This window comes from Paenibacillus cisolokensis (assembly GCF_050481165.1).
Lineage (GTDB): Bacteria > Bacillota > Bacilli > Paenibacillales > Paenibacillaceae > Paenibacillus_AH > Paenibacillus_AH cisolokensis.
Genome location: NZ_JBCNFP010000023.1, coordinates 15,707 through 35,949 on the forward strand (window position 1 = coordinate 15,707; position 20,243 = coordinate 35,949).

16 protein-coding genes are annotated in these 20,243 nt (G+C 62.6%); 1 reads left to right on the forward strand and 15 read right to left on the reverse strand.

Annotated features, from left to right (window positions below; all coding sequences use genetic code 11):
- Positions 1-12: 12 nt before the first annotated feature.
- The 9 genes from ABEV74_RS04375 to ABEV74_RS04415 form a co-directional block, all read right to left on the reverse strand.
- The gene (locus tag ABEV74_RS04375) at positions 13-1,272 is read right to left on the reverse strand and encodes a ribulose-bisphosphate carboxylase large subunit family protein (protein WP_430143675.1); all 1,260 of its coding nucleotides are present in this window, start codon (positions 1,270-1,272) and stop codon (positions 13-15) included.
- A 19-nt stretch (positions 1,273-1,291) separates the two neighbouring features.
- Complete coding sequence (locus ABEV74_RS04380) at positions 1,292-1,957, reverse strand: aspartate/glutamate racemase family protein (protein ID WP_430143677.1); 666 nt, start codon at positions 1,955-1,957, stop codon at positions 1,292-1,294.
- Positions 1,958-1,979: 22 nt separating this feature from the next.
- Positions 1,980-3,704 carry a glycoside hydrolase family protein gene (locus tag ABEV74_RS04385; RefSeq protein WP_430143679.1) on the reverse strand — a complete coding sequence of 575 codons (1,725 nt, stop codon included), beginning with the start codon at positions 3,702-3,704 and terminating at the stop codon, positions 1,980-1,982.
- A 198-nt stretch (positions 3,705-3,902) separates the two neighbouring features.
- A complete protein-coding gene (locus tag ABEV74_RS04390; RefSeq protein ID WP_430143746.1) occupies positions 3,903-4,403 on the reverse strand; it encodes an SDR family NAD(P)-dependent oxidoreductase in 501 nt (166 codons plus the stop codon).
- A gap of 22 nt (positions 4,404-4,425) precedes the next feature.
- Positions 4,426-5,529, reverse strand: a complete 1,104-nt coding sequence (locus ABEV74_RS04395) for a Gfo/Idh/MocA family protein (RefSeq protein ID WP_430143681.1) — start codon at positions 5,527-5,529, stop codon at positions 4,426-4,428.
- Between the two features lie 12 nt (positions 5,530-5,541).
- On the reverse strand, positions 5,542-6,378 hold the full coding sequence (locus ABEV74_RS04400) for an amidohydrolase family protein (protein ID WP_430143683.1): 837 nt from the start codon (positions 6,376-6,378) through the stop codon (positions 5,542-5,544).
- Positions 6,379-6,411: 33 nt separating this feature from the next.
- Positions 6,412-7,554: a CaiB/BaiF CoA transferase family protein gene (locus ABEV74_RS04405; RefSeq protein ID WP_430143685.1), complete on the reverse strand. Its 1,143-nt coding sequence runs from the start codon at positions 7,552-7,554 to the stop codon at positions 6,412-6,414.
- Complete coding sequence (locus ABEV74_RS04410) at positions 7,551-8,714, reverse strand: extracellular solute-binding protein (protein WP_430143687.1); 1,164 nt, start codon at positions 8,712-8,714, stop codon at positions 7,551-7,553. Before ABEV74_RS04410 ends, ABEV74_RS04405 begins: the two co-directional genes overlap by 4 nt.
- Positions 8,711-9,166, reverse strand: coding sequence for a MaoC family dehydratase (locus ABEV74_RS04415; RefSeq protein WP_430143689.1), 456 nt, complete (start codon positions 9,164-9,166; stop codon positions 8,711-8,713). The genes ABEV74_RS04410 and ABEV74_RS04415 overlap by 4 nt, the downstream gene beginning before the upstream one ends.
- Positions 9,167-9,428: 262 nt before the next feature.
- Here ABEV74_RS04415 and ABEV74_RS04420 point away from each other — a divergent pair, with 262 nt between their 5' ends.
- Positions 9,429-10,145, forward strand: a complete 717-nt coding sequence (locus ABEV74_RS04420) for a FadR/GntR family transcriptional regulator (RefSeq protein ID WP_430143690.1) — start codon at positions 9,429-9,431, stop codon at positions 10,143-10,145.
- 65 nt (positions 10,146-10,210) lie between these two features.
- On the opposite strand, the gene ABEV74_RS04425 is transcribed toward ABEV74_RS04420, so the two are convergent.
- The 6 genes from ABEV74_RS04425 to ABEV74_RS04450 all read right to left on the reverse strand — a co-directional run bounded on the left by ABEV74_RS04425 (position 10,211) and on the right by ABEV74_RS04450 (position 20,203).
- Complete coding sequence (locus ABEV74_RS04425; protein ID WP_430143692.1) at positions 10,211-11,896, reverse strand: extracellular solute-binding protein; 1,686 nt, start codon at positions 11,894-11,896, stop codon at positions 10,211-10,213.
- A 69-nt stretch (positions 11,897-11,965) separates the two neighbouring features.
- On the reverse strand, positions 11,966-12,865 hold the full coding sequence (locus ABEV74_RS04430; RefSeq protein ID WP_430143747.1) for a carbohydrate ABC transporter permease: 900 nt from the start codon (positions 12,863-12,865) through the stop codon (positions 11,966-11,968).
- Between the two features lie 14 nt (positions 12,866-12,879).
- A complete protein-coding gene (locus ABEV74_RS04435; protein ID WP_430143693.1) occupies positions 12,880-13,842 on the reverse strand; it encodes an ABC transporter permease in 963 nt (320 codons plus the stop codon).
- 109 nt (positions 13,843-13,951) lie between these two features.
- Positions 13,952-14,887 carry a response regulator transcription factor gene (locus ABEV74_RS04440; RefSeq protein ID WP_430143695.1) on the reverse strand — a complete coding sequence of 312 codons (936 nt, stop codon included), beginning with the start codon at positions 14,885-14,887 and terminating at the stop codon, positions 13,952-13,954.
- Between the two features lie 3 nt (positions 14,888-14,890).
- The gene (locus tag ABEV74_RS04445; protein WP_430143697.1) at positions 14,891-16,741 is read right to left on the reverse strand and encodes a sensor histidine kinase; all 1,851 of its coding nucleotides are present in this window, start codon (positions 16,739-16,741) and stop codon (positions 14,891-14,893) included.
- A gap of 711 nt (positions 16,742-17,452) precedes the next feature.
- Complete coding sequence (locus tag ABEV74_RS04450; protein WP_430143698.1) at positions 17,453-20,203, reverse strand: family 78 glycoside hydrolase catalytic domain; 2,751 nt, start codon at positions 20,201-20,203, stop codon at positions 17,453-17,455.
- Positions 20,204-20,243: the final 40 nt, after the last annotated feature.

The following is a 20,243-nucleotide window of genomic DNA, read 5'->3' on the forward strand; positions in this document are numbered from 1 at the left end:
CCAGCACCGTCCTTACTTTGCGAATTTGTCCATGGCCCTTCTCAATTCCGGACAGTCCATGGCGTACTGCTCCAGCGGAATGCCGCGGACGGCGGCTTCCCACCCCTGCTTCATGCTCTTGGCGCCGGCGGCCGGCCCGTCCGGATGGGCGAGAATGCCGCCCCCGGCCAGGTGCATCACGTCGACGGTGCCGGTCCGCTCGTAAGTGGCTGGAGCCGTGCCGGCCCATTGGCCGGAGGACAGCACCGGCATCGTCCGGTAGCCGCCGAACAGCGGCTTCATGCAGGCCTGCACGGAGCGGACGACTGAATCGTCGCTTTCGTAAAATTTGCTGCCGAGTCCGTTCACATGGAGATGATCGGCGCCGGCGAGCCGGCACAGCTTCTGATACACCGCGAAATCCATGCCGAGCAGGCCGTGCCGCGTCAGCATCCCCCACTGGTTGCGATGGCCGTGGATGGGAACTTCGCTGAAGCCGTTCAAATAGGCGAGCCCCGCGAAGCCGACGCTGTTGATGCTGACCATGACGCAGTTGCCCCCGGCCGCCACGACGGTGTCGTGGTGGCGGCGCAGCTCGTCGATGTCCCCGGTAATATTGAAGGCGTACATCAGCTTTTTGCCCGTGCGGTCGGCCGCCCGGTTCACCGCCTTCATCACCGCCCGCACTTTCTCCTCGAGCGGCAGATATGGAGGATTGGCGTTCAGCTCGTCGTCCTTGACGAAGTCGAGCCCCGCCGTCGCGAGCTCGTAGACGAGCGACTCCAGCTCGTCCGCCGATAGCCCGACGCTAGGCTTCACGATCGTGCCGATAATCGGGCGGTCCCATACGCCGGTCAGCCTGCGCGTCCCCTCGATGCCGAAGCGCGGACCGGGGTAACGCGCCGCGAACGCCTCGGGCAGCTCCACATCGAGGAGGCGAAGGCCCGACAGCTCGCGAAGCTCGTACAGATTGCCGGCGATCGCCGCCATCAGATTGGGGATCGAAGGCCCGAAATTGTGCAGCGGAAAAGAGACGACAACTTCCCCGCGCGTATAGATGCCGTTATGGCCGGGTGGCGTCCGCGCGCCCGCGAGCGATGGCTGCCGCACCTCTTCCAGCGCCGTCACCCGCTCCAGCCGGGCGCCGAACCGGTCTTTGACCGACTCGGTCTCGCCCGGAACGGCCGTGAACGTGCCGGTCGACTGCTCGCCGGCGATCGCTTGCGCCGCCCGCTCCAGGGCGAACGGCGTTTCGACCAGATAAGTGGCCACTACCCGCTTCGTTTCCATCATTTCACCGCTTCCCGAAAATTCAGGCCGGCTGCTCGAGCAGCCGCTTGACCGCCGTAACGCCGAGATAGGGGCTGGAATAAACCGGCTTGCCGGTCGCCTCCCGAAGCGCCACCTCCATTCTCGCCATCGACCCCTGGGCCAGCACGATCGCGTCGGCGGAAGCCGAGAGCCGTTCCGCCGTCTCCCGGATGAGCCGGTCGTGATCCTCCGGCCTGCCGCCGACGAGCGCGTCGTACGCTCCTTCGGCCAGCCCGTCGAACAATTCGACCGCTTTGCCGGCCGCTTCCGCCTGCGCGCGGATCAGCTCCGTCGTCGGCCGCAGCGTCGTCGGCAGCGTGGCGATGACGCCGAGGCGCGAATAGCGGGCGACCGCCTCCCGCGCCATCAGCTCGTCGATTTTGACGATCGGGACGGGGATGAACGGCCGCGCCTGGTCGACGACCGCGCCGACGGACGAGCAGGTGTTCAAGATGACATCGGCGCCGATGTCCGCGGCGTTCCGGTAGTAGCTCAAGAGCCGGGAAGCGACCTGCGGCGTTACCCGCCCGGCCTTGATGACATCATGGATCAGGCTGTCGTCGACGATATTGACGAGCCGGCAGTCCGGCAGCAGCTCGCCGAACACCTTCTTGAGCGGTTCGGCAAGCCCCTGCCCGGTATAAACCGCCACAACGGTTTTCTGCATCGTTACACCCTCCTTTCGATCGCTACCATACGTATTCGCGTTCCGGGCGGTAATAATCGCCCTCGCGCATCGGCGCCCGGTCCAGATTCGGCCGGCCGCTGTACAGCGGCTTGCGCTTGCCGCGCGGCGTGATGTCGATGACGTCGTCGCCCCGCCACTTCGTCTCGAAGCTCTCGCCCATCGCCGTCTCCGTCGTCGTGCGGAAGCTGAGCGGGAACGTGACGACGATCTTCTCTCCCGCATGCGCCGGCCCGAGCTGCAGGAAGCAGCCGCCCAGCCAGCGGCTCGGCTCCGTACCCGTGCCTTCGGACGTCTCCCCGCCGAGCGTGCGGGTAAAGCGCAGCTTCGTATAGCCGGCCCACTCCGGAATCCGGATCTGCAGCTTCGGAATGTCCCGGTGAATGTCGAGCTCCACCTTGCCCTCGTACGGCAAATAGCTGCTCACGTCGAGCCAGCGGGAGCCGCGGCTGAGCAGGAAGTTGACGCTGACCTTCCCGTTCTCCTCCGTCACCGTGTTGCTCCACCCCATGTACAGGCCGCGCGTTCCCGAGCCGAGACAGCAAATCTGCAGGTCGCTCGTGTGCCCCCGGCCGTGGTTGTGGTCGCAAATGAAGTCGTTCGGCGCGGAGTACCCGGCGAACGAGCCCCGCGTACGCTGCGCCACCTTGTAATAGGACAGCCAGCCCGGAATATCGTTCGACTTGTCATCCGTCTCCTCCACCCAGCTCAAGTCCAAGAGCTGCGACTCGGCGAGATGGTTGCGGAGGAAGCGCTCCACGACGCCCCAGTAGGATGTGTAGCCGCTGCGGGCGAGCGTAATGCCCGTCGCGATCAGATCGACGAGCGAGCAGGTTTCGTGCTCGTAGGCCTGATCGTGCATGTCGCCCGGCGTCCAGCCGAACGCGGTGCTCCAGGTGAGCGCCCAGTCGTAGCTTTTCTTCACCCAGTTGATCAGCGAGGCGTCACGGTTATAATAGCCGAGCCGCGCGATCGCGTCGAGCGTGCCGAGCCGCGTATGGAAGTGGCCGCTGCGGTAGGCGAGCGCCGAATTGAAGCTGCCGTCCTCGTTGAAGACGCCGCTTCTGTGCACGATCATATGGGCGAAAAACTGGCACAGCTCGTACGCGTCCGGATTGCCCGTCAGCTCGTGATATTTCAGCAGCGGCATGATGAGCCGCCCCGAGAACGCCGCCGGATCCGGAGCGAGCCTGAGCTGGACCGCGTTGGCCGACGGCCAGCCTTTCTCCGTATATTCCGAAGCCGGATAGTACCATACGTCCTTCTCCTTGACCGCGATCCGCTTCAGCGCCGCCACGTGGCGGTCGGCCGCCTCCTTCGCCCGGCTGTCGCCGGTCGTCATGAACCAGGTCGTCAGCGCGAGCAGAACCGCCCGCTGGTCGATCAGATTCGCGTTCGGCTCCCAATTTTTGACCGGGTTGCGCCCGCGATAGCTCATGCCGTCTGCCTTGAAGAAGCTGAGCAGATTGTCCCGGTAGCGCCGCTCCGTTTCGACCCCGTAATCGGAGCCGGTCATCAGCCTCGCCAATATCATCGAGTCGACCATCCGCCCGTGCGAGGAGCCGTAATCCCAATCGCCGTGCGTCATAAAGGCCGGCTTATGGTTCAGATCCGCGTTGAAAAACGGAATGCCGCCGTGATCCTCGTCCTCCATGCCGACCATGGCGTTCAGCGCATGCGCCGCCCTCTCTTCCAGCAGCAACGTATCCGGTATTTGCCTCTTCCCCATGATTCTCCCTCTCTTTCTGTTCCTTCTCGGCTTCGTTAGAGCGGCAGCGCGACGCTTCTTCCTCTCCGCCAGATCGATAATGCCGGGAGCCGCCGCATCCGGGGGCTCCGGCGCCTCTTCCCCGCCCATGTCGGTATGGAGCCATCCCGGATGGACGGCTTACACGGCCACCCCTCTCGGCTCCAGCAACCGCTGCAGCTACCGGGAAAACATATTGAGCGCCGCCTTCGAGATCGCGTATGAGTAATCGCCACCGTACGCCCGATGGAAGCTGCCCGAGGCGGACGAGACGTTCACGACGGCCGCTTCCCCGTCCGGCGGAAGAAGCGGCAGGAAGTGCTTCGCCATGCGGATCGGACCGTATACGTTGACGTCCATCGTCCGTTCCAGATCGGCGATGTCGAGCCGCTCCAGCGCGTCGCCGCGGCCGAGCAATATCGCGGCGTTGTTGACGATGGCGCGGACGACGATCCCCGCCTCCCGCAGCCGCCCGGCCAAGCTTGCAATTTCCGACTCCTTCGTCACGTCGAGCGGCGCGATCTCCAGTTTCCCGGGATGGCGTTCGGCGAGCTGCGCGAGCCGTTCGGCCGGACGGCTCGCGTCACGGACGCCGGCCCATACCGCATGTCCCCGGCGAAGCGCTTCCTCCGTCAGCGCCAGACCGAGTCCGCGATTGGCTCCGGTGATGACGATATTCATGGCCACATCGCAAACCTCCCGGTTACTCGATTTCATGCAAATCGACGGGCCGGTTCTCGGCCATCGAGCGGTACGCCGCGAAGACGGTCCGCATCGTGACCAGATTGTCGCGCACGCTGTTCTCCGGCTCGCGGTCTTCCTGGACCGCCAGCATCAGCTCGCCCATCGGTCCCATGAACGCATGGGGAAACCAGCGACCCTCGAGCGCCGGCTCGTACGGCCGGTCCGGGACCAGCTTGCGGGAATAGAAGCGCAGCGTATCCTCCCGGCCTTCGGGATAGTTGTACAGCGCGCCGTTCGTTCCGCCGACCGCCCCTTCCGTCCCTTCGAACCGGAACGTGGCGTACCAGTCGTCCTGGGGCTGGCGGTTGTTGTGGCTGTCGTGGACGAGCCCCCGCGCCTCGCCGGGAAACTTGAGATGGATCAGCGTGCGCGTCTCCCCCTTGTACGGCTGCCCGGGCCAGCGCGCGCCGTCGGCATAGACGTATTCCGGGTCCATGCCCATCACGTAGCGGATCGCATCGAGATAATGAATGCTGTGGTACATCACTTCGAGCGTGCCGATCTTCGTCAGCCACTCCCAATTCTCCCATTCCGTCCGCACGTTGACCTGGACGGTGCCCTGAACCGGCCGGCCGATCCAGCCGCGGCGGACGATCGACCGGCTGGCGGCGATCCCGGGCGCCCAACGCATCTGCTGGTTGGAGGCCGCCCGGATGCCGGCCGAGGCGCACATGTCCGCGATTTCCTTCGCCTCCCGGAACGTCTCGGCGAGCGGCTTCTGGCACAGCAGATGCTTGCCCGCGGCCGCGCACTCGCGCACGATCCCCGGCTGATGCCGGGCCGGCACCGCAATATCGACGATCTGCACATCGGGGTCCGCGAGCAGATCGTCGAGCGAACGGTAGACGCGCGGCAGCTTATGCGCTTGCGCCGCCGCCTCCGCCTTGACGGGATCGATATCACAGATGCCCACGACCCGAAAGCCGGCCATCCGGTAAGCAGGCAAATGGCAGCTTGTCACGATTTCCCCGGCGCCGACGACGGCGATGCCCATGTCCTTGTTCTCCGGCAGCTTCGGGGCGTAATCCAGTTCCGGCGTCTCGCCGGAGGATGGTTTGTTCAACGCGTTCGCCTCCTATCGCTCCAAGCGGTAAAACCGGGCCGCCGTCTCGCCCAGCATCGCCCGGACGTCGGTTTCGGAGTAATCTTTCAGCGCTTCGTTCGTTTCGCGCCATACCCGTCCGTACTCGTCCGCCAGCAGGGCGACAGGCCAGTCGCTGCCGAACATGAGCCGGTCCGCCCCGAACGTCTTCACGGCATAGTCGACGTAAGGCTTCAGATCGGCGGCCGACCAGCCGGCTTTGGCGGCGGTGTTCAGCCCGGAAATTTTGGCGCAGACGTTCGGATATTGCGCCGCGCGGGCGAGCTGCTCCGCCCAAGGCTCCCAGCCGTCGTCCGCGATCGGCGGCTTCGCCAGATGGTCGATGACGAGCCGGAGTCCGGGCACGGACTCCGCGAGCAGCGGCACGTGCTTCAGATGGTTCGGGAAGACCGCCACCACGTCGAACGACATGCCGTACTCGGCCAGCAGGCGCAAGCCTTCGATGACGTCGGCGCGCACGACCCAGTCCGGATCCTTCTCGTCGTGAATGAGATGGCGGATCCCTTTGAAGACCGGTAGCTTCGTCCACCGCTTCAGCCTTTCTTCCGCTTCCCGCCGGTCCGGAAGCGGCACCCAGCCGACGACGCCGCCGATCCACTCGTAGCGCTCGGCCAGTTCGAGCATATATTCGGTATCCTCGTACGAATTGGCCGACTGCACGAGCACCGTCTTGTCGATGCCCGCCGCCCGCAGCTCCGGCTCAAGCTCCTCCGGCTCGAACGTGCGGTAGATCGGTCCGTGCTGCGGACCGAGCCACGGATAATCGCCCCGCGACAAATTCCAGAAATGCTGATGCGCATCCACTTTCATATCCGTCTTCCTCCTTCCGGCTGCTGAGCCTCGTCATAATTGAAATTCTTCGCGAATCCGCCCGTTGTGCTCGCCGATCTTCGGCGCGCCGAGAGCGGACTTGTAGATTTCGCCGTCGATCCGGATCGGGCAGCGGGTCGTCTCCAGCTTGGCGCCGTTGCCGCGGGAGACGGTCTGCACCATCTGCAGCGCCCGGAACCCTTCGTGCGCGAGCAGCCGGTCCCAGCCGAGCACGTCGGCGCACCAGATGTCGGCCGGCTCCAGTATGTCGAGCCAATGCGCCGTCGTCTCCGTCCGCAGATGATCGCGCAAAATCCGCTTGATCTCGTCCCGTTCCGAGAACAGCCGTCCGGGCTCCTTATACGCCGTCAGCTCGGGGCATCCGAGCAGCTCGCCGAGCCGGTCGACCGGATTCATGGCGATGGCGATGTAACCGTCCGCCGTACCGTAGATGCCGTAAGGCGCGCCGAGGTATGCGTTCGCATTGCTTACCTCGCTGCGTTCGGGAAGCTTGCCGCCGTCGTTCAGATGGGTGGTCAGCACCTCGAATTGGACGTCGAGGATCGATTCCATCAGGCTGACTTCCACGAGTCCGCCTTCGCCTGTCACGCCCCGGCGGACGAGACACGCCAAGATGCCCTGCACGAGATGGGCGCCTGCCATCATGTCCGCGACGGACAGCCCGAACGGCACCGGACCTTGGCCGGCGTCGCCGCTCAGCCAGGTGAGCCCCGACAGCGACTGGACGAGCAAATCCTGTCCCGGTTTGTCCTTCCACGGCCCCTCCTTGCCGTAGCCGGTCACGACGCCGTACACGATGCGCGGGTTGATCGCCTTCACCGCATCGTAATGGAGACCGATCTTCTCCATGACGCCCGGCCGAAAATTTTGAATGAGCACGTCCGCCTTCGCAATCAGTCCGCGCACCGCTCTCAGATCGTCCGGATTTTTCAGATTCGCCGCGAAGCTCTGCTTGTTCCGGTTGATCGAATGGAACAAGGTGCTGTCCCCGTCGAGCTCCAGATTGGAAATGTACAGCCTCCGGCACAGGTCTCCACCGTCCGGCCGCTCGATCTTGATGACGCGGGCGCCCAGGTCGGAGAGCCGGAGCGCGGCCGAAGGGCCGGACAGAAACTGGCTGAAATCGAGCACGGTGAGCCCCGCCAACGGCTTCATGTCCGCTTCCCTCCCCTAAGCCCGAGCGATTCGGCGTAGAGCGCGTTCAGCCGCTCCATGACCCGGTCCGTACGGCCGCCTTCCCGCAAGTAATCGCGGACGACGTCCCCCGCACGGTCCTGGAAGTGGAGATACCCGTCGTACCGCGGGCGCACGTAAGCGCGATCGAGCGCGGGCAGCGTTCGGCGGAAATAGTCGCGAGCGCGCCGGTTCGCCTCGTCGTCCTCCCAGGCGGCGCGATGACCGGGCTGCCCTCCGCATTCGACGTACAGCGTCCGCTGCACGAGCGGATCGGCGACGTATGCGGCATAGCGCAGCGCCGCTTCCCGGTGCGGGGTCCCGGCCGAGACGGCAAGCCCCGTCCCGCCGAGCGTGCTGCGCAGCCGGCCGTGGCCGGTGAGCGACACGAGGTCGCCGAACGTAAGCGGGCGATTCGCGTAGCCGGGACGCGAATAGTTGGAATAGCCGTAAGCGAACGGGCAATAGGCGTAATCGTCCCCGTCCGTCATCGCTTCATAGACGGCGATCGGATTCCAGCCGTAGATCCGGTCCGGACAGAGCGCTGCAAGCTCCCGGTACATCTCCAGCGCCCGCGCCGCCGTCTCCTTGCCGACGACCTCCTCCTCGGAAGCGAACGGTTCCTCGCCGAGCGTCGCGCACAGCATGTAGAAGTTCATCAGCGTGTCGATCGGGATGCCCGGCATGACGACCCGCCCCCGCCGGGCCAGCGCCAGCAGCTCCTCCCACTTCTCGGGAGGCGTCAGGCCGTCCCGCTCCATCAGGTCGGGCCGGTGCGACGAGACCGGGGCCGCGGCGTCGATCGCGAGCGCCGTCTGCTTGCCGCCGAAGCGGTAGCTTGCGTGGGACGCGCCGACGGAGTGCGCCGCCTGATCGGCCATGAACGCCTCCGGCAGATGCGCGCCGAGGTCGAGCAGCACGCCGTGCGCGGCGGCATAGCCGGCCCACGGATGGTCGATGACGAGCAGATCGTACCGCTCGACCAAATGCGAGATGGGCGCGTCCGCGAATTCCTGCAGCGACCGCTTCTCCCACGTGATGCGGACATCCGGGTTCCGCTCCTCGAACCGCTGGGCAGTGGCGGCCATCGGCACATAGCCCCGGGAATGGTTCCACGTGATGCCCTTCAAATGAACGGTCATGTCCGCGCCTCTCCTTTCCGCTTGACCATCAGCAGATGCTCGCAGGCGAGCACCGTTTCCCCGTGCTGGTTAACCGCTTCCAGCCGTTCGCTGACGATGCCGTACTCGGGCCGTTTCGGGTGGTCTCTCTTGTCGTGAACGGTCACTTTCGCGCGGATCGTATCGCCGATATGGACCGGCCGGACGAACCGCAGCCGGTCGTAGCCGTACGAGAACGCTTCCGGATTGATCTCTCCCGCCATCATGCCGACCGCGACGCTGAACACCAGCGTGCCGTGGGCGATGCGCCGGCCGAACGGCTGCGTCTTGCACCATTCCTCATCCATATGATGGGGGTAGAAGTCTCCGGTCTGCCCGGCGTGCAGCACGATGTCCGCTTCCGTGATCGTCCTTCCCGCCGACTGCCTGGCCGCGCCAAGCTCGTAATCTTCGAAAAATATCGAACGGATCAAGCGCTTCCCCGCCTTTCACCTTTTATAAACCGTCATGAGCTGCTATAATGAATGATAAAGATCCTCGGTACCCTGGTACTACCACAGCACCACAATACCAGAATACCACCGAAGGGTCGCGAACTCAATACGAAATTTCCAAGCGTGAACGGCTTTGCCGTCTTCGATTGGCGGAGATTCCGTTTCGCGGATGAAACATAAGCCCAATATAAGGGTGAGACTTGTCATTTCTTATATTTTGAACAAAGGGAGTTGTTTTCCGATGGTTCAAATTAAAAGCGTAAAACGCGTCACCGTTACCGAGCAAATCATGGAGCAGATCGTCGGCCTCATCCGTTCCGGCGAGCTTCAGCCCGGCGAGCAGCTGCCGAACGAGCGGGATCTGGCCGAGCAATTCGGCGTGACGCGGGGGCGGGTGCGCGAAGCGCTGCGCGCGCTGTCGCTGATCGGGCTCATCACGATCAAATCCGGCGAGGGCAGCTTCGTGAACCGCCGCCAGGAGCCGATTCCGCCGGAGACGATCGTCTGGATGTTCCACCACGAGCTCGACAATCTCGACGAAGTGTACGCCGCCCGCAAGCTCATCGAGACGGAGGTGTACCTGTCGGCGGCCGCGAACGCCAAGCCGGAAGAGGTGGAGCCGCTGAAGGAAATCGCCGACCGTCTGGAACGCCTGCAGCATGCGGAGGAGCCTGAGCCTTTCCTCGACGAGCTCGACCGGTTCGATCTTCACGTCGGCCATATATGCCGCAACCGCATCTATGCCAAGCTGATGCAGACGATCGTGTCGCTGCGCCGGGAGACGAGTCTCAAGCTGCTGCGCGTTCCCGGGGCGATGGCGAGCAGCGTCGGCAGCCGGTCCGCCCTTCTGGATGCGCTGGCCCGGAACGACGTGCCTTCGATGAAGCGGGCGACCGAAGCTTTCTTCGAGCAATCCAAGCGGTTCTACGCCTCGATCGGCGATTCCGATCTATCCTAGATTCGAATAAGGCCCCGCAAGGCCGTCTGTCATCCGGCATTCGGCCTTCTTTCGCAGGAGCTCTCCTACTTCATCTTCTCAAGATTGGCGCGCCATATGTTCGTTTTCTCCGCCAATATTTTGTTGTAGCCCGCTTTCGTCACGTCGGTTTCCAGCTTGGCGTACACCGCTTCGAACGCTTCGTCCGTCTCGGCGAACACCAGCTTCGCGTTCGCTTCATGCCAGATTTGGCGGATTTGCTGCTCGACGATGCCGAGGTCGGACTTCGGGTCGATCGACATATTGTTGAACTGATCCGCATTCAGCTTCGCGAACGATCCGAAAAATTCGCTTGCCGCGTTGCCCCAGTTGGCGGTTTCCGGGTTTTGCGCGTTCTTGTGATGCCCGATGACGTAGAACAGCCACGAACCAAGCGGATTGAACAGCCCGAGCTTCAGATTCGCCTTCTCCTGCGGCGTGATCGTCTTCCCTTTCTCGTTGTCGATCGGCGCGCCGTTCTCGTCCACCTCGTCGTACAGCAGTCCCGGCGGTCCGAACGCGTTGATGCGCTGCCCGTCCTCGCCCGCCCACCAATCGTAGAACTGGAAAATCTGCTCCGGATTGTCGGCTTTTTTCGTAATGATGACGACGTTCCAGCCAAGCGTGCCGTACGTATGGGGATTGACCGTCTCCGGATCGGCCCCTTTGTCGTAAAGGAACGGAATATAGTCGTAGCCGGCCTCCGGATCCTTCGCCTGCAGGATGGCGTTCGCGGTGTTGCCGTGGCCCGTAATGTTGGACAGCCCCGTGACCGCGACCCGTCCGGAATTGATCTTTTCCTGCACCTGTTCGAGCTTCTGCGTGAACATATCCTGCGTCACGAGCCCTTCGCGGTACAGCTTGTTCAGAAACTTGTACGACGCCTTGTAGGCGGGATCGCGGAATATCGGCTCGAGCGTCTTCGTCTCCATGTTCGGAAAGGCCGGAACGTCGCCGATGTTCCAGATCGTCCGGTTGTCGCCGTACCCGGCATAGATCAGCTTGTACAGCATGTTGATGCCGCTCAGCGCCATGCCGGTTTCGAGCGGCACGACGTTCGGATATTTCGCCTTGACCTTCTTCAAATAGTCGTACAGATCGTCGAACGTCCGAAGCTCCGGCTTGCCGAGCTCGGCATAGATTTTCCGGTTGACGGTCCAGCCGGTATTCGAATATTTGTAAGGGTTCCGCTCGCTGTCGAACCAGTTCGGGATGACATAGATATGGCCGTCTTCCGCCTTCAGCATGTTGAACGTCTGGTCGTCCACCAGTTCCCGCAGCACCGGATATTTGGCGTAGTAGTCGTCGAGCGGGACGAGCATCCCGTTCTTCCGCATCGTCTCGTATTCCGGAGATCCCCTGTCCAGCATGATGACGTCCGGCAGATCGCCTGCCGCCACCATTGCGCCGAATTTCTGCTTCGCGTTGCCGTTCGAGCCGATTTCGACGATATTCAGCTTTTTGTTCTCTTGAAGCCACTTCGTCGTGACGTCGTTGCCGTATCCGATCGGGGAAGCGAAATCGTAATTCGAATAAAAGCTGAATTCGAGCGGATCCACCCCGAATTTCGGCGCGGCCGCCGCTTCGCCGGCGGAACCGGACGCTTCGGACGGCGGCTGCATCCCGGCCGGCTCGCCCGTCCCGCCTCCCGCGCAGCCCGACAGCGCCGCCCCGGCCATCATGACGCCGGCCAGGCCGGCCAGCAGCCATTGCCGCCTTCTTCTCCCTTTCATGGCCATTACCCCTTTCAGGACTGATGAATTTATCGTAGAAGGGCGATGCGCCCTTAAACGCCGGTACGGTCATTCCTTGAGCGAGCCGATCATGACGCCCTTGACGAAGAAGCGCTGCACGAACGGATACACCGCGATGATCGGAAGGCTGACGACCATCAGCGCGGTCATCTGCAGCGATTTGGGCGTAATCGCGCTCGCGACCATGTCCCCCGCTCCGCCGGCCGTTCCGCCGAGCTGGCTCAGCATTTCCTGCGCGGAATTGGAATTGATCATGTTCATCAAGTAGTTTTGCACCGGAAGCAAGTCGGCGTTGTTGACGTATATACCGGCCGCGAACCATTCGTTCCAGAAGAAGACGGCCTGAAACAGGGAAAGCGTCGCGAATACCGGTCCCGACAGCGGAAGCACGATGCGAAAGTACAGACCGTACGCGCCGCATCCGTCGATTTTCGCCGACTCTTCCAGTCCGTCCGGAATACCCTGGAAGAAGGTGCGGAAGACGATCATGTTCCATACGCTGACGGCCCACGGCACGAACAGCACCCAGAAGTTGTTGAACAAGCCGAGCTCGCGAAGCCATAAGTAGGTCGGGATGAGCCCGCCTTGAAAATACATCGTGAAGACCGCGACGAGCATATAGCCTTTGCGTCCGATCGTTTCTTTTTTGGACAGGCCGTAGGCGAGAAGCGACGTGAAGAAGATCGCCGCCGCCGTTCCGCACGCGGTGCGCAGAACCGAGATGCCGAACGCCTTGAAAAAGCGCGGGTCGCTCAGCACGACGCGATAATTGTCGAGCGTAAATTCCCTCGGCCACACCGTCAGCCCGCCGAGACTCGTATCCGTCCCGGCATTCAGCGAGATGACGAGCGCGTTCCAGAACGGATAGAGCGAAATCAGGGACAGCGCGGTCAGCGCGGCGTACACGAACGCGTCGAGCAGCTTGTCTTCGAGGCTTTTGCGCCCCATTCGCGTCCGAGCCGTCACCATAGCGACGACCCCCCGACTTTCCGCGCCAGCGCGTTCGCTCCCCACAGCAGCAGCACGTTGACGGCCGATTTGAACAGTCCCGCCGCCGTCGCGAACGAATAGCGCTGCTGGTTCACGCCGACGTTGTACACGTACGTGTCGAGCACCTCGGACACTTCGCGCAGGATCGCGTTCTTCCCGCCGTTCGTCAGCACCAGAATATCCTCGAAGCCGGCGTTCAGCAGGCTACCGATATGGAGGATCAGGAAGATCGTCACGACGGGCGCGATCGTCGGCAATGTAACCGAGAAGATCTGCCTCAGCCTGCCGGCGCCGTCCATGGCGGCCGCCTCGTACAGATGGGGATTGACCCCGGCGATGGCGGCGAGATAGACGATGGAGCCGAAGCCGACCTCCTTCCACAGCCCGGACGAAATCAGAATCGCATAGAAATAGTCCGGAATCGACAGCCAGTTGACCGGGCGTTCGATCAGGCCGAGCTTCTGCAGCAGCACATTAAGGCTCCCGCTCTCGACGGACAGAATCGAGAAGACGAGACCGGATACGATGACCCACGAGATGAAATGCGGCAAATACGTCATCGTCTGGACGATCCTTTTGAACACCGCGAGCCGCACTTCGTTCAGCATCAGGGCGAGCGCGATCGGCGCCGGAAAGATGAATGCCAGCTTGAGCAGCGCGACGATGAGCGTGTTCTTCATGACCATGGCGAAATCCGGGGATTGAAAGAACAGCCGGAACTGCTTGAGGCCGACCCACGGGCTACCCGCGAAGCCCTGAAATATGTCGTACTCCTTGAACGCGATGATAATCCCCCACATCGGGATGTAGCTGAACAGCACGATGAAGATCATGCCGGGCCATATCATCGACTGCATTTGCCACTGAGCCGCAAACCGCCGGATGGAACTTCCGCTGCTCCTTGCATCCGCGCCGGCCGTCCGGATCGGGTTCATGCTCCCGCCTCCTTTTTGTCGCAAGTTGTTAGCTCAAGCTTACGATTTTCAAGAGCGCTTTCTAATGGAGCGGAGCAACGAAATATAGTACATTTTCAACGGTGCCGGCCTATACGTTGTGCAATCTGCGGTACTCGCCGGGCGTCATCCCCGTCCGCTGCTTGAACTGCCGGTTGAAGTACAGGATGTTGCGGTAGCCGATCCGATCGGCGATTTCGTACACCTTCAGCGTCGGCTCCAGCAACAGCCGGCAAGCGCGCTCGATCCGGACGCGGATCAAATAATCGCTGAAGTGCTCGCCCGTCTCGTCCTTGTACAGCTGGCCCAGGTAATTCGGCGAGAAGCCGAAATGGTCGGCCACCTGGCCGAGCGTCACCTTCTCTTCCAGCCGGTCCGCGACATACGTCCGGATGGCGCGGATGAGCTTGCGGCCGGGCATGCCGGGGTCGCTACCATCGCGGGGCGCGGAGCGTCCGTCGTCGGCAAGCGCGGCAATGGCGGGCTCGGTGGCGGCAAGCCGGTAGGCGGGCACGAAGTGGGCGAACCGGCCGGACGCTCCGGCATCGGTGGCTGCGGCGTTTGCGGCGCCGACGTCGCCGAGCCTTGCGTGGCCTGGCCCTGCTGTGCCATGCGCGGCTCCGCCGAGCCCTGCCCTGCCCGACCCGGCTTCGTCGAGTGCGGCGATCAGCCTGTCGAGCGTGTCCCCGAGCTCCCGGTCGTCGATCGGCTTCAGCAGATAGTCGCTGGCGCTCACCCGTATCGCCCGCTTGGCGTAATCGAAATCGTTATGACCGCTCGCGAACACGATGCGAAGCTCCGGTCTCAGCTCGCGCGCGCGTTCGGCCAGCTCGAGGCCGGACATGATCGGCATCCGGATGTCGGAGATCATCACGTCGACCGGCCTTTCCCGCAAAATCCGCAGCGCCGCGAACCCGCTGTTCGCGGTTGCGACCACCTCGAACCGTTTGCCGCAGCCGGCGACGCGCCGCTTCAGCCATTCCAGATCGACCGATTCGTCGTCCACCAGCAGCATCGGATACACCATCGTTCAACCCTCCCTCACGTCCGGGCCGTACGGCCGGCAAGGAATGACGATCCGCACCGTTGAGCCGATACCCGGTCCGCTGAAAATTCGCACCCCGTACTCGTCCCCATACTGCAGCCGAATTCGTTCGTCCACGTTGCGAATCCCGTAGCCGCCGCTTCCGTCCCGCCGTTCGCGCATTCGTTCCGGCACCATCCCGACGCCGTTGTCGATGATCCGGAATTCGATCCGTTCCCCCTCCCGCCTGCCGCAAATCCGGATATGGATGCGCTCCTCGAACCAGGCATGCTTCAGCACATTTTCCACGAACGGCTGCAGAATCAGTTTGACCGTCTCGCACCCTAGAATGCCGGGTTCCACTTCGTACGAGACCGTAAACCGGCTCGCGTATTTGATCGCCTGGATATGGAGATAGCTTCTGACATGCTCGATTTCATCCCCGATGGCGATCGTCGTGCAGCCGTCGTTCAACGCCAGCCGATAAAACTTCACCAATCCCGCCACCATTTCGCTCAATTTCCGGGTCTCTCCGATGTGCGCGAGACTGTTGATCGAAGACAGCGTATTGTACAAAAAATGCGGATTCATCTGCGCCTGCAGCGCGCGAAGCTCCGCCTCCTTTTTTTGCAGCCCCTGGACGTACACCTTACGGATCAGCTCGTCGATGCTTTGCGCCATCCGGTTGAAAGCGGAGGCAATGAGCGCGAACTCGTCGCGTCCCGCATGCGGTATTCGCCTGGAGAATTCCCCCGACTGAAAGCTTCGGGCGAACGAGACGATCCGCATCAGCTTTCGCCCGGAATACCGGGCGACCGCGAACGCCATCGCGGCCATCGCCGCGAAGCTTAGCCCGCAGACGAGCAGCGTGATGCCGCGAATGCGGCCGGCATCCTTCTCGAGCAGCCTGAGCGGGATTTTCGCTTCGAGCAGCAACTCCGTCCCCGGAACGCGTTCCGAAACCGTCATATAGTCCCGGTCGCGGGGAGAAAGCACTTCGGGTCCGTTCGTGAACAGGACGCGGCGGTCCCCCGGCCGAACGTCAATCGCCCGGAAGATCATATCCGGATGCAGAACGGCCTCTCCGTTCGCGCCGAACAAATCGCGCAGCGGGACGGCGATCCGCAGAAAACCGATTTCGGTCTGGTAATCCTCGAAAGAGATCAGCTTGCGCAGCAAGGAGATGTTGCCCATCTCCTTGTCCGTATCCGCCTGCCGCCACACGTTGTCCTCTCTTGCGCGCAGAAGCTCGAGATGCCAGCCGCTGCTTACAATCCGGTCCATGGAGAGCAGCGCGTAGCTTTTTCCTTCGATCTTCTCGCTCAACTTGCCGTATATTTCATCGATGGCGGGATTCGCCGCGTACACGAAAATTCTGGCGTTCTGGACCGTCATCTCGAGCGACGCCTCGAGCAGCGGTAGCAAGCCGCGAACCGTCGCCTCGTACACCGCCGGGCGATCTCCGGACGCCTGCAGCGATTGCTGAAAGGTAGGGCTGCTGAACAAGGAGTCTGAAACCGCTTGCAAATCTGCCATCCGATACTGCACGCCATCCCGGATTTGCCGCAGCGCCCAAACGGCGTTCGAGCGGACAAGCTCGCTTCTCGACTGAACCGCCGTACGGTAAGAGAAGTAGCCGACAACGGCATCCGTCAGCATGACGAGCAAGAGGTACGGAATCATCATTTTGTAGGAAAACGGAATGTACCGTCCGTATCGATAACGCAGCACGTCCGTCACCCACCCTCCTTGAAAATATGATGCAAACGCCGTTTCACCCGCCAGCCGGGGCTGCACCCGAAGCGGCGACTGCAAGGAAAGCCGGGCATACCGCTTCCCGGCTTTCCGGCTCTCCACCCGACGCGTTTCGGCTCCAAGCAAGCGGCAGCTCGTGCATCACACCTCCACCGCCTCCGCCCTCCGACGCGTCTCCAATCTTTTCGGCCGGCTTTCATTCGGATTCGGGCGCTGCTTCGCGTTCGGGACGGACGAGCCTCCCGTTTGCGGCTTTTTGATCCGTTGCCCCTGAAGGCTGCACGACGGACATACCTGGCTATCTTGCAAAATGAGGCGGCAAACCTCGCAAGTTTGCAACGTTAGTCCGACGTGAGCTTGATACTGCGTGAAGTTGATACTGCGTGAAGTTGATACTGCGGAATCCGAGCTCCTTACCAAGAATACAGCCATAGCAGAGACGAATAGCGAGTGGTGAATCGGTTACGTCAGATGCAAACGGACTTGCATTCCGTTATTTCCGGGGGAACGCCCCGATCTTAGCCGCTTTTCGGACTCAGATTCCGTTATCGCCTCCCGATAGCTCGGAATTGCGGCATATTCCCGAAAATAGCGGATTCTGAGTCCCTTTAATCGGGAAATCGGCCTTGGCAAGCACCAATAGCGGAACGATTGTCCGTTGCATCGGCGGCTTGGCCAACGAAGTCTCGTTCCGGCGCCCGGAAAAGACGCCGGAGCCTGACGCCATTTCCGTCAGACGGGACATCCTTGGCTGCCCGGGGGCTGCACATAAAAGTCTGCGGCAACGACGGCTTGCGTCATGCCGCTTCGCGCTTACCGGCGCGCGCCCGCCCCGATTTTGCTCGTCAAGACGAAGCTGCCGGAGCCGGTTCGGAGCACGGCGTAGCCGGCCTCCAGCTTCAGCAGTTCGGCGGCGGGGCCTTGAAGCTCGACATCGTCTGCCGACGCCGCGGGAATGAAGATCGTCCCCTCGGCATTGACGGGAATGTCGACTTTCATCTTAAGCGTCCCTTCTTCCCGCTCCCAACGCACCCCTGCCCGTCCTGCCCGCAGCTCGCACCAGGCTTCCGCCCAGTCGATCCCGTCCGCGGCATGCGGCTTAACCGTTACGGCAAACCGCCCGGTATCGGGGCGATAGCGGTAATCAAGTCCCGCAAGTCCGGTGTACAGCCATTCCTCGAGATGCCCGAGCATGAAATGGTTCTGCGATTTGCCGACCGTCGGGCCGTCCCACGCTTCGGTCAGCGTCGTCGCGCCGTTCGCGACCTGGTAACCGTAGCCCGGCTTGTCCGTATGGCAGGACATGCGAAAAATGACGTCCGAACGTCCCCCTCTTGCTAGCGCGAGCAGCACGTAGCGATGGCCGACGTCGCCGGACGTCGTCTGCCAGCCGCGCCCTTCGATATTGCGGATGAGCCGGTCAAGCAGCGCGGCGCGGTGCTCCTCAGGCGCAAGTCCGATGGCGAGCGGCATGGCGAGTGCGGCATCGCTTCCTTCCGCATAGCTCGCTTCAGCGGGGTCGAAGAAGGCGTCGTTGAACGCCGCTTTGATCGATGCAGCGAGCCGTTCGAACGCGGAAGCGTCATCGTACCGCCCGAGAAGACGGGCAATCTTGTCCATCACGACGGCCAGTCCGTAGAAAATCGCCGTTTCTGCCAGGGGGACAGGCGTATTCTGGGAAAAGCCCGGCCCTTTCGGCCCGATGTCGTACCAGTCACCGAGCCCTTCCCGGAGGATGAGTCCGTCCGATTTGGCGGACAGGTAGTCGACGTATCGCTTCATGCCCTCGTAATGTCTTTCCAGCACGGCGAGGTTGCCATAGCGCTGCAGCATCTCCCATGCCGACAGAATGAAGGTGCCGCCCCAGGCGGCCGCGTCCCGGAACATGTGCCACGGCTCCCGGAAGACGACGTATTCCGGCGCGGTCGTCGGCACCATGCCGTTCGGCTGCTGGGCGTCGGCGATGTCCGCCAACACTTTCGCAAGAAGCGCTTCGATATCGTAGTTGAACATAACGGCCGGGCCCATCAGGTGGACCTGCTCGAGCCAGCCGAGCTTTTCGCGATGCGGGCAGTCCGTGAAGACGCTCTTCATGTTGCTCAAGACCGCCATATTGATCAGTTCGTGTATGCGATTCAGCATCCGGTCCGAGCAGCGAAAGCCGCCCGCAGCCGGGACGTCGGGGTACAGCATCTGCCCTTCGATCCCCAGGACGACCGGCTTCCCTTCCGACGCGGCCGCATGCCCGGCCGGGACCGCCCCTTCCACCTGCACGTAGCGGAATCCGTAATAGGTGAACCGCAGCCGCCATCTCTCCGCGGCGCCGCCTTTCAGCGTATAGTTCAGCGTATAGGGCGAGCCCGACCATTTCTGATTGGCCATGCCGTCCTCCGTCAACAGTTCGGCCGGCGTCAGCTTGATGCGCGCCCCTTCCGGTCCGCTCGTCTCAAGTTCCGGCCATCCGGAGAAGTTTTGTCCGAGATCGTAGACGAAAATGCCGGGCTTCGGTTCCGTCACGGCCGCAGCCTGAAACCGGCGCATCACCTTCACCGGGGGAGACGGCTGGGCGATAAGCTTGCCGGAAGGAGCGCCGACTTCGGCCGCCCAAGTCCAGCCCCCGTCTTTCGCGAAGCCCGGGGCGTCCCAGCCTTCCTGCTCCAGCCGGGCGTCGTAATCTTCTCCGCCGTAGATGCAGGAAAAGGTCAGCGGGCTCGGGGCCGTCCTCCACGTCCGGTCCGTTCCGATCGTCTCCGTCCGGCCGTCCTCGTATTCAATGAACAGATCCGCCAGACATTTCGGCTCTCCGTACGAATCTTTGAATTTCGCGTACCTTCCGCCGGCGACGTTGTAAAATCCGTTGCCGAGCAGCACGCCGACGACGTTCTCGCCCTGCCGCAAAGCCGCCGTGACATCGTGCGCCGCATACAGCACCGTCCGGTCGTAATCGGTCCAGCCGGGATCGAGCTCGCTGTCGCCGACTTTCGTTCCGTTCAGCCGGAGCTCGTAATGGCCGAGACCGCTGATATAAATCCGCGCCCGACGAACCGGCCCCCGGATGGAGAAGACGCGGCGGAATTGCGGGAGCGGAAGGCGCTCTATCGCTGCGGCCGTTTTCGGTTCGGCCGAACCTGCTTTCGCTGCGGCCGGATCTGTCGAAGCCGAATCCGCTTTGGCGGGATCCAATTGGGCAGGAGCGCCGATCCACCGCCCTGTCCAGTTGTCCGCTCCGAGCTGTCCCGTCTCCCACAAGCCTAACGGGCTCTCCGCCTGCCCGCCTTCATCGTCCCAGACGGTGACGCGCCAAAAATAGGACCGTCTCGGCTCCAGCGCGGGACCGGCGTAACGCACCGAGGTGTGCCGGCCGCTTTCGACCGTTCCGCTGTCCCATACGTCGGCAATGCCGTTCGCCAACCGTTCTTCGGTCGAAGCGACGGCGATCCGGTAAGCGCGCTGGTACTGCGTCTCGGCAGGTCCGAACGACCAGCCGAACAGCGGCGTTTCGGCATCGATGCCGAGCGGATTATGGCGTCCTTCGATCCATAGCTTCGCAATAGTTAAGGGCATGGAAACCTCCTGAGCGTTTTACGGAGTAAAGCGCAGCTTC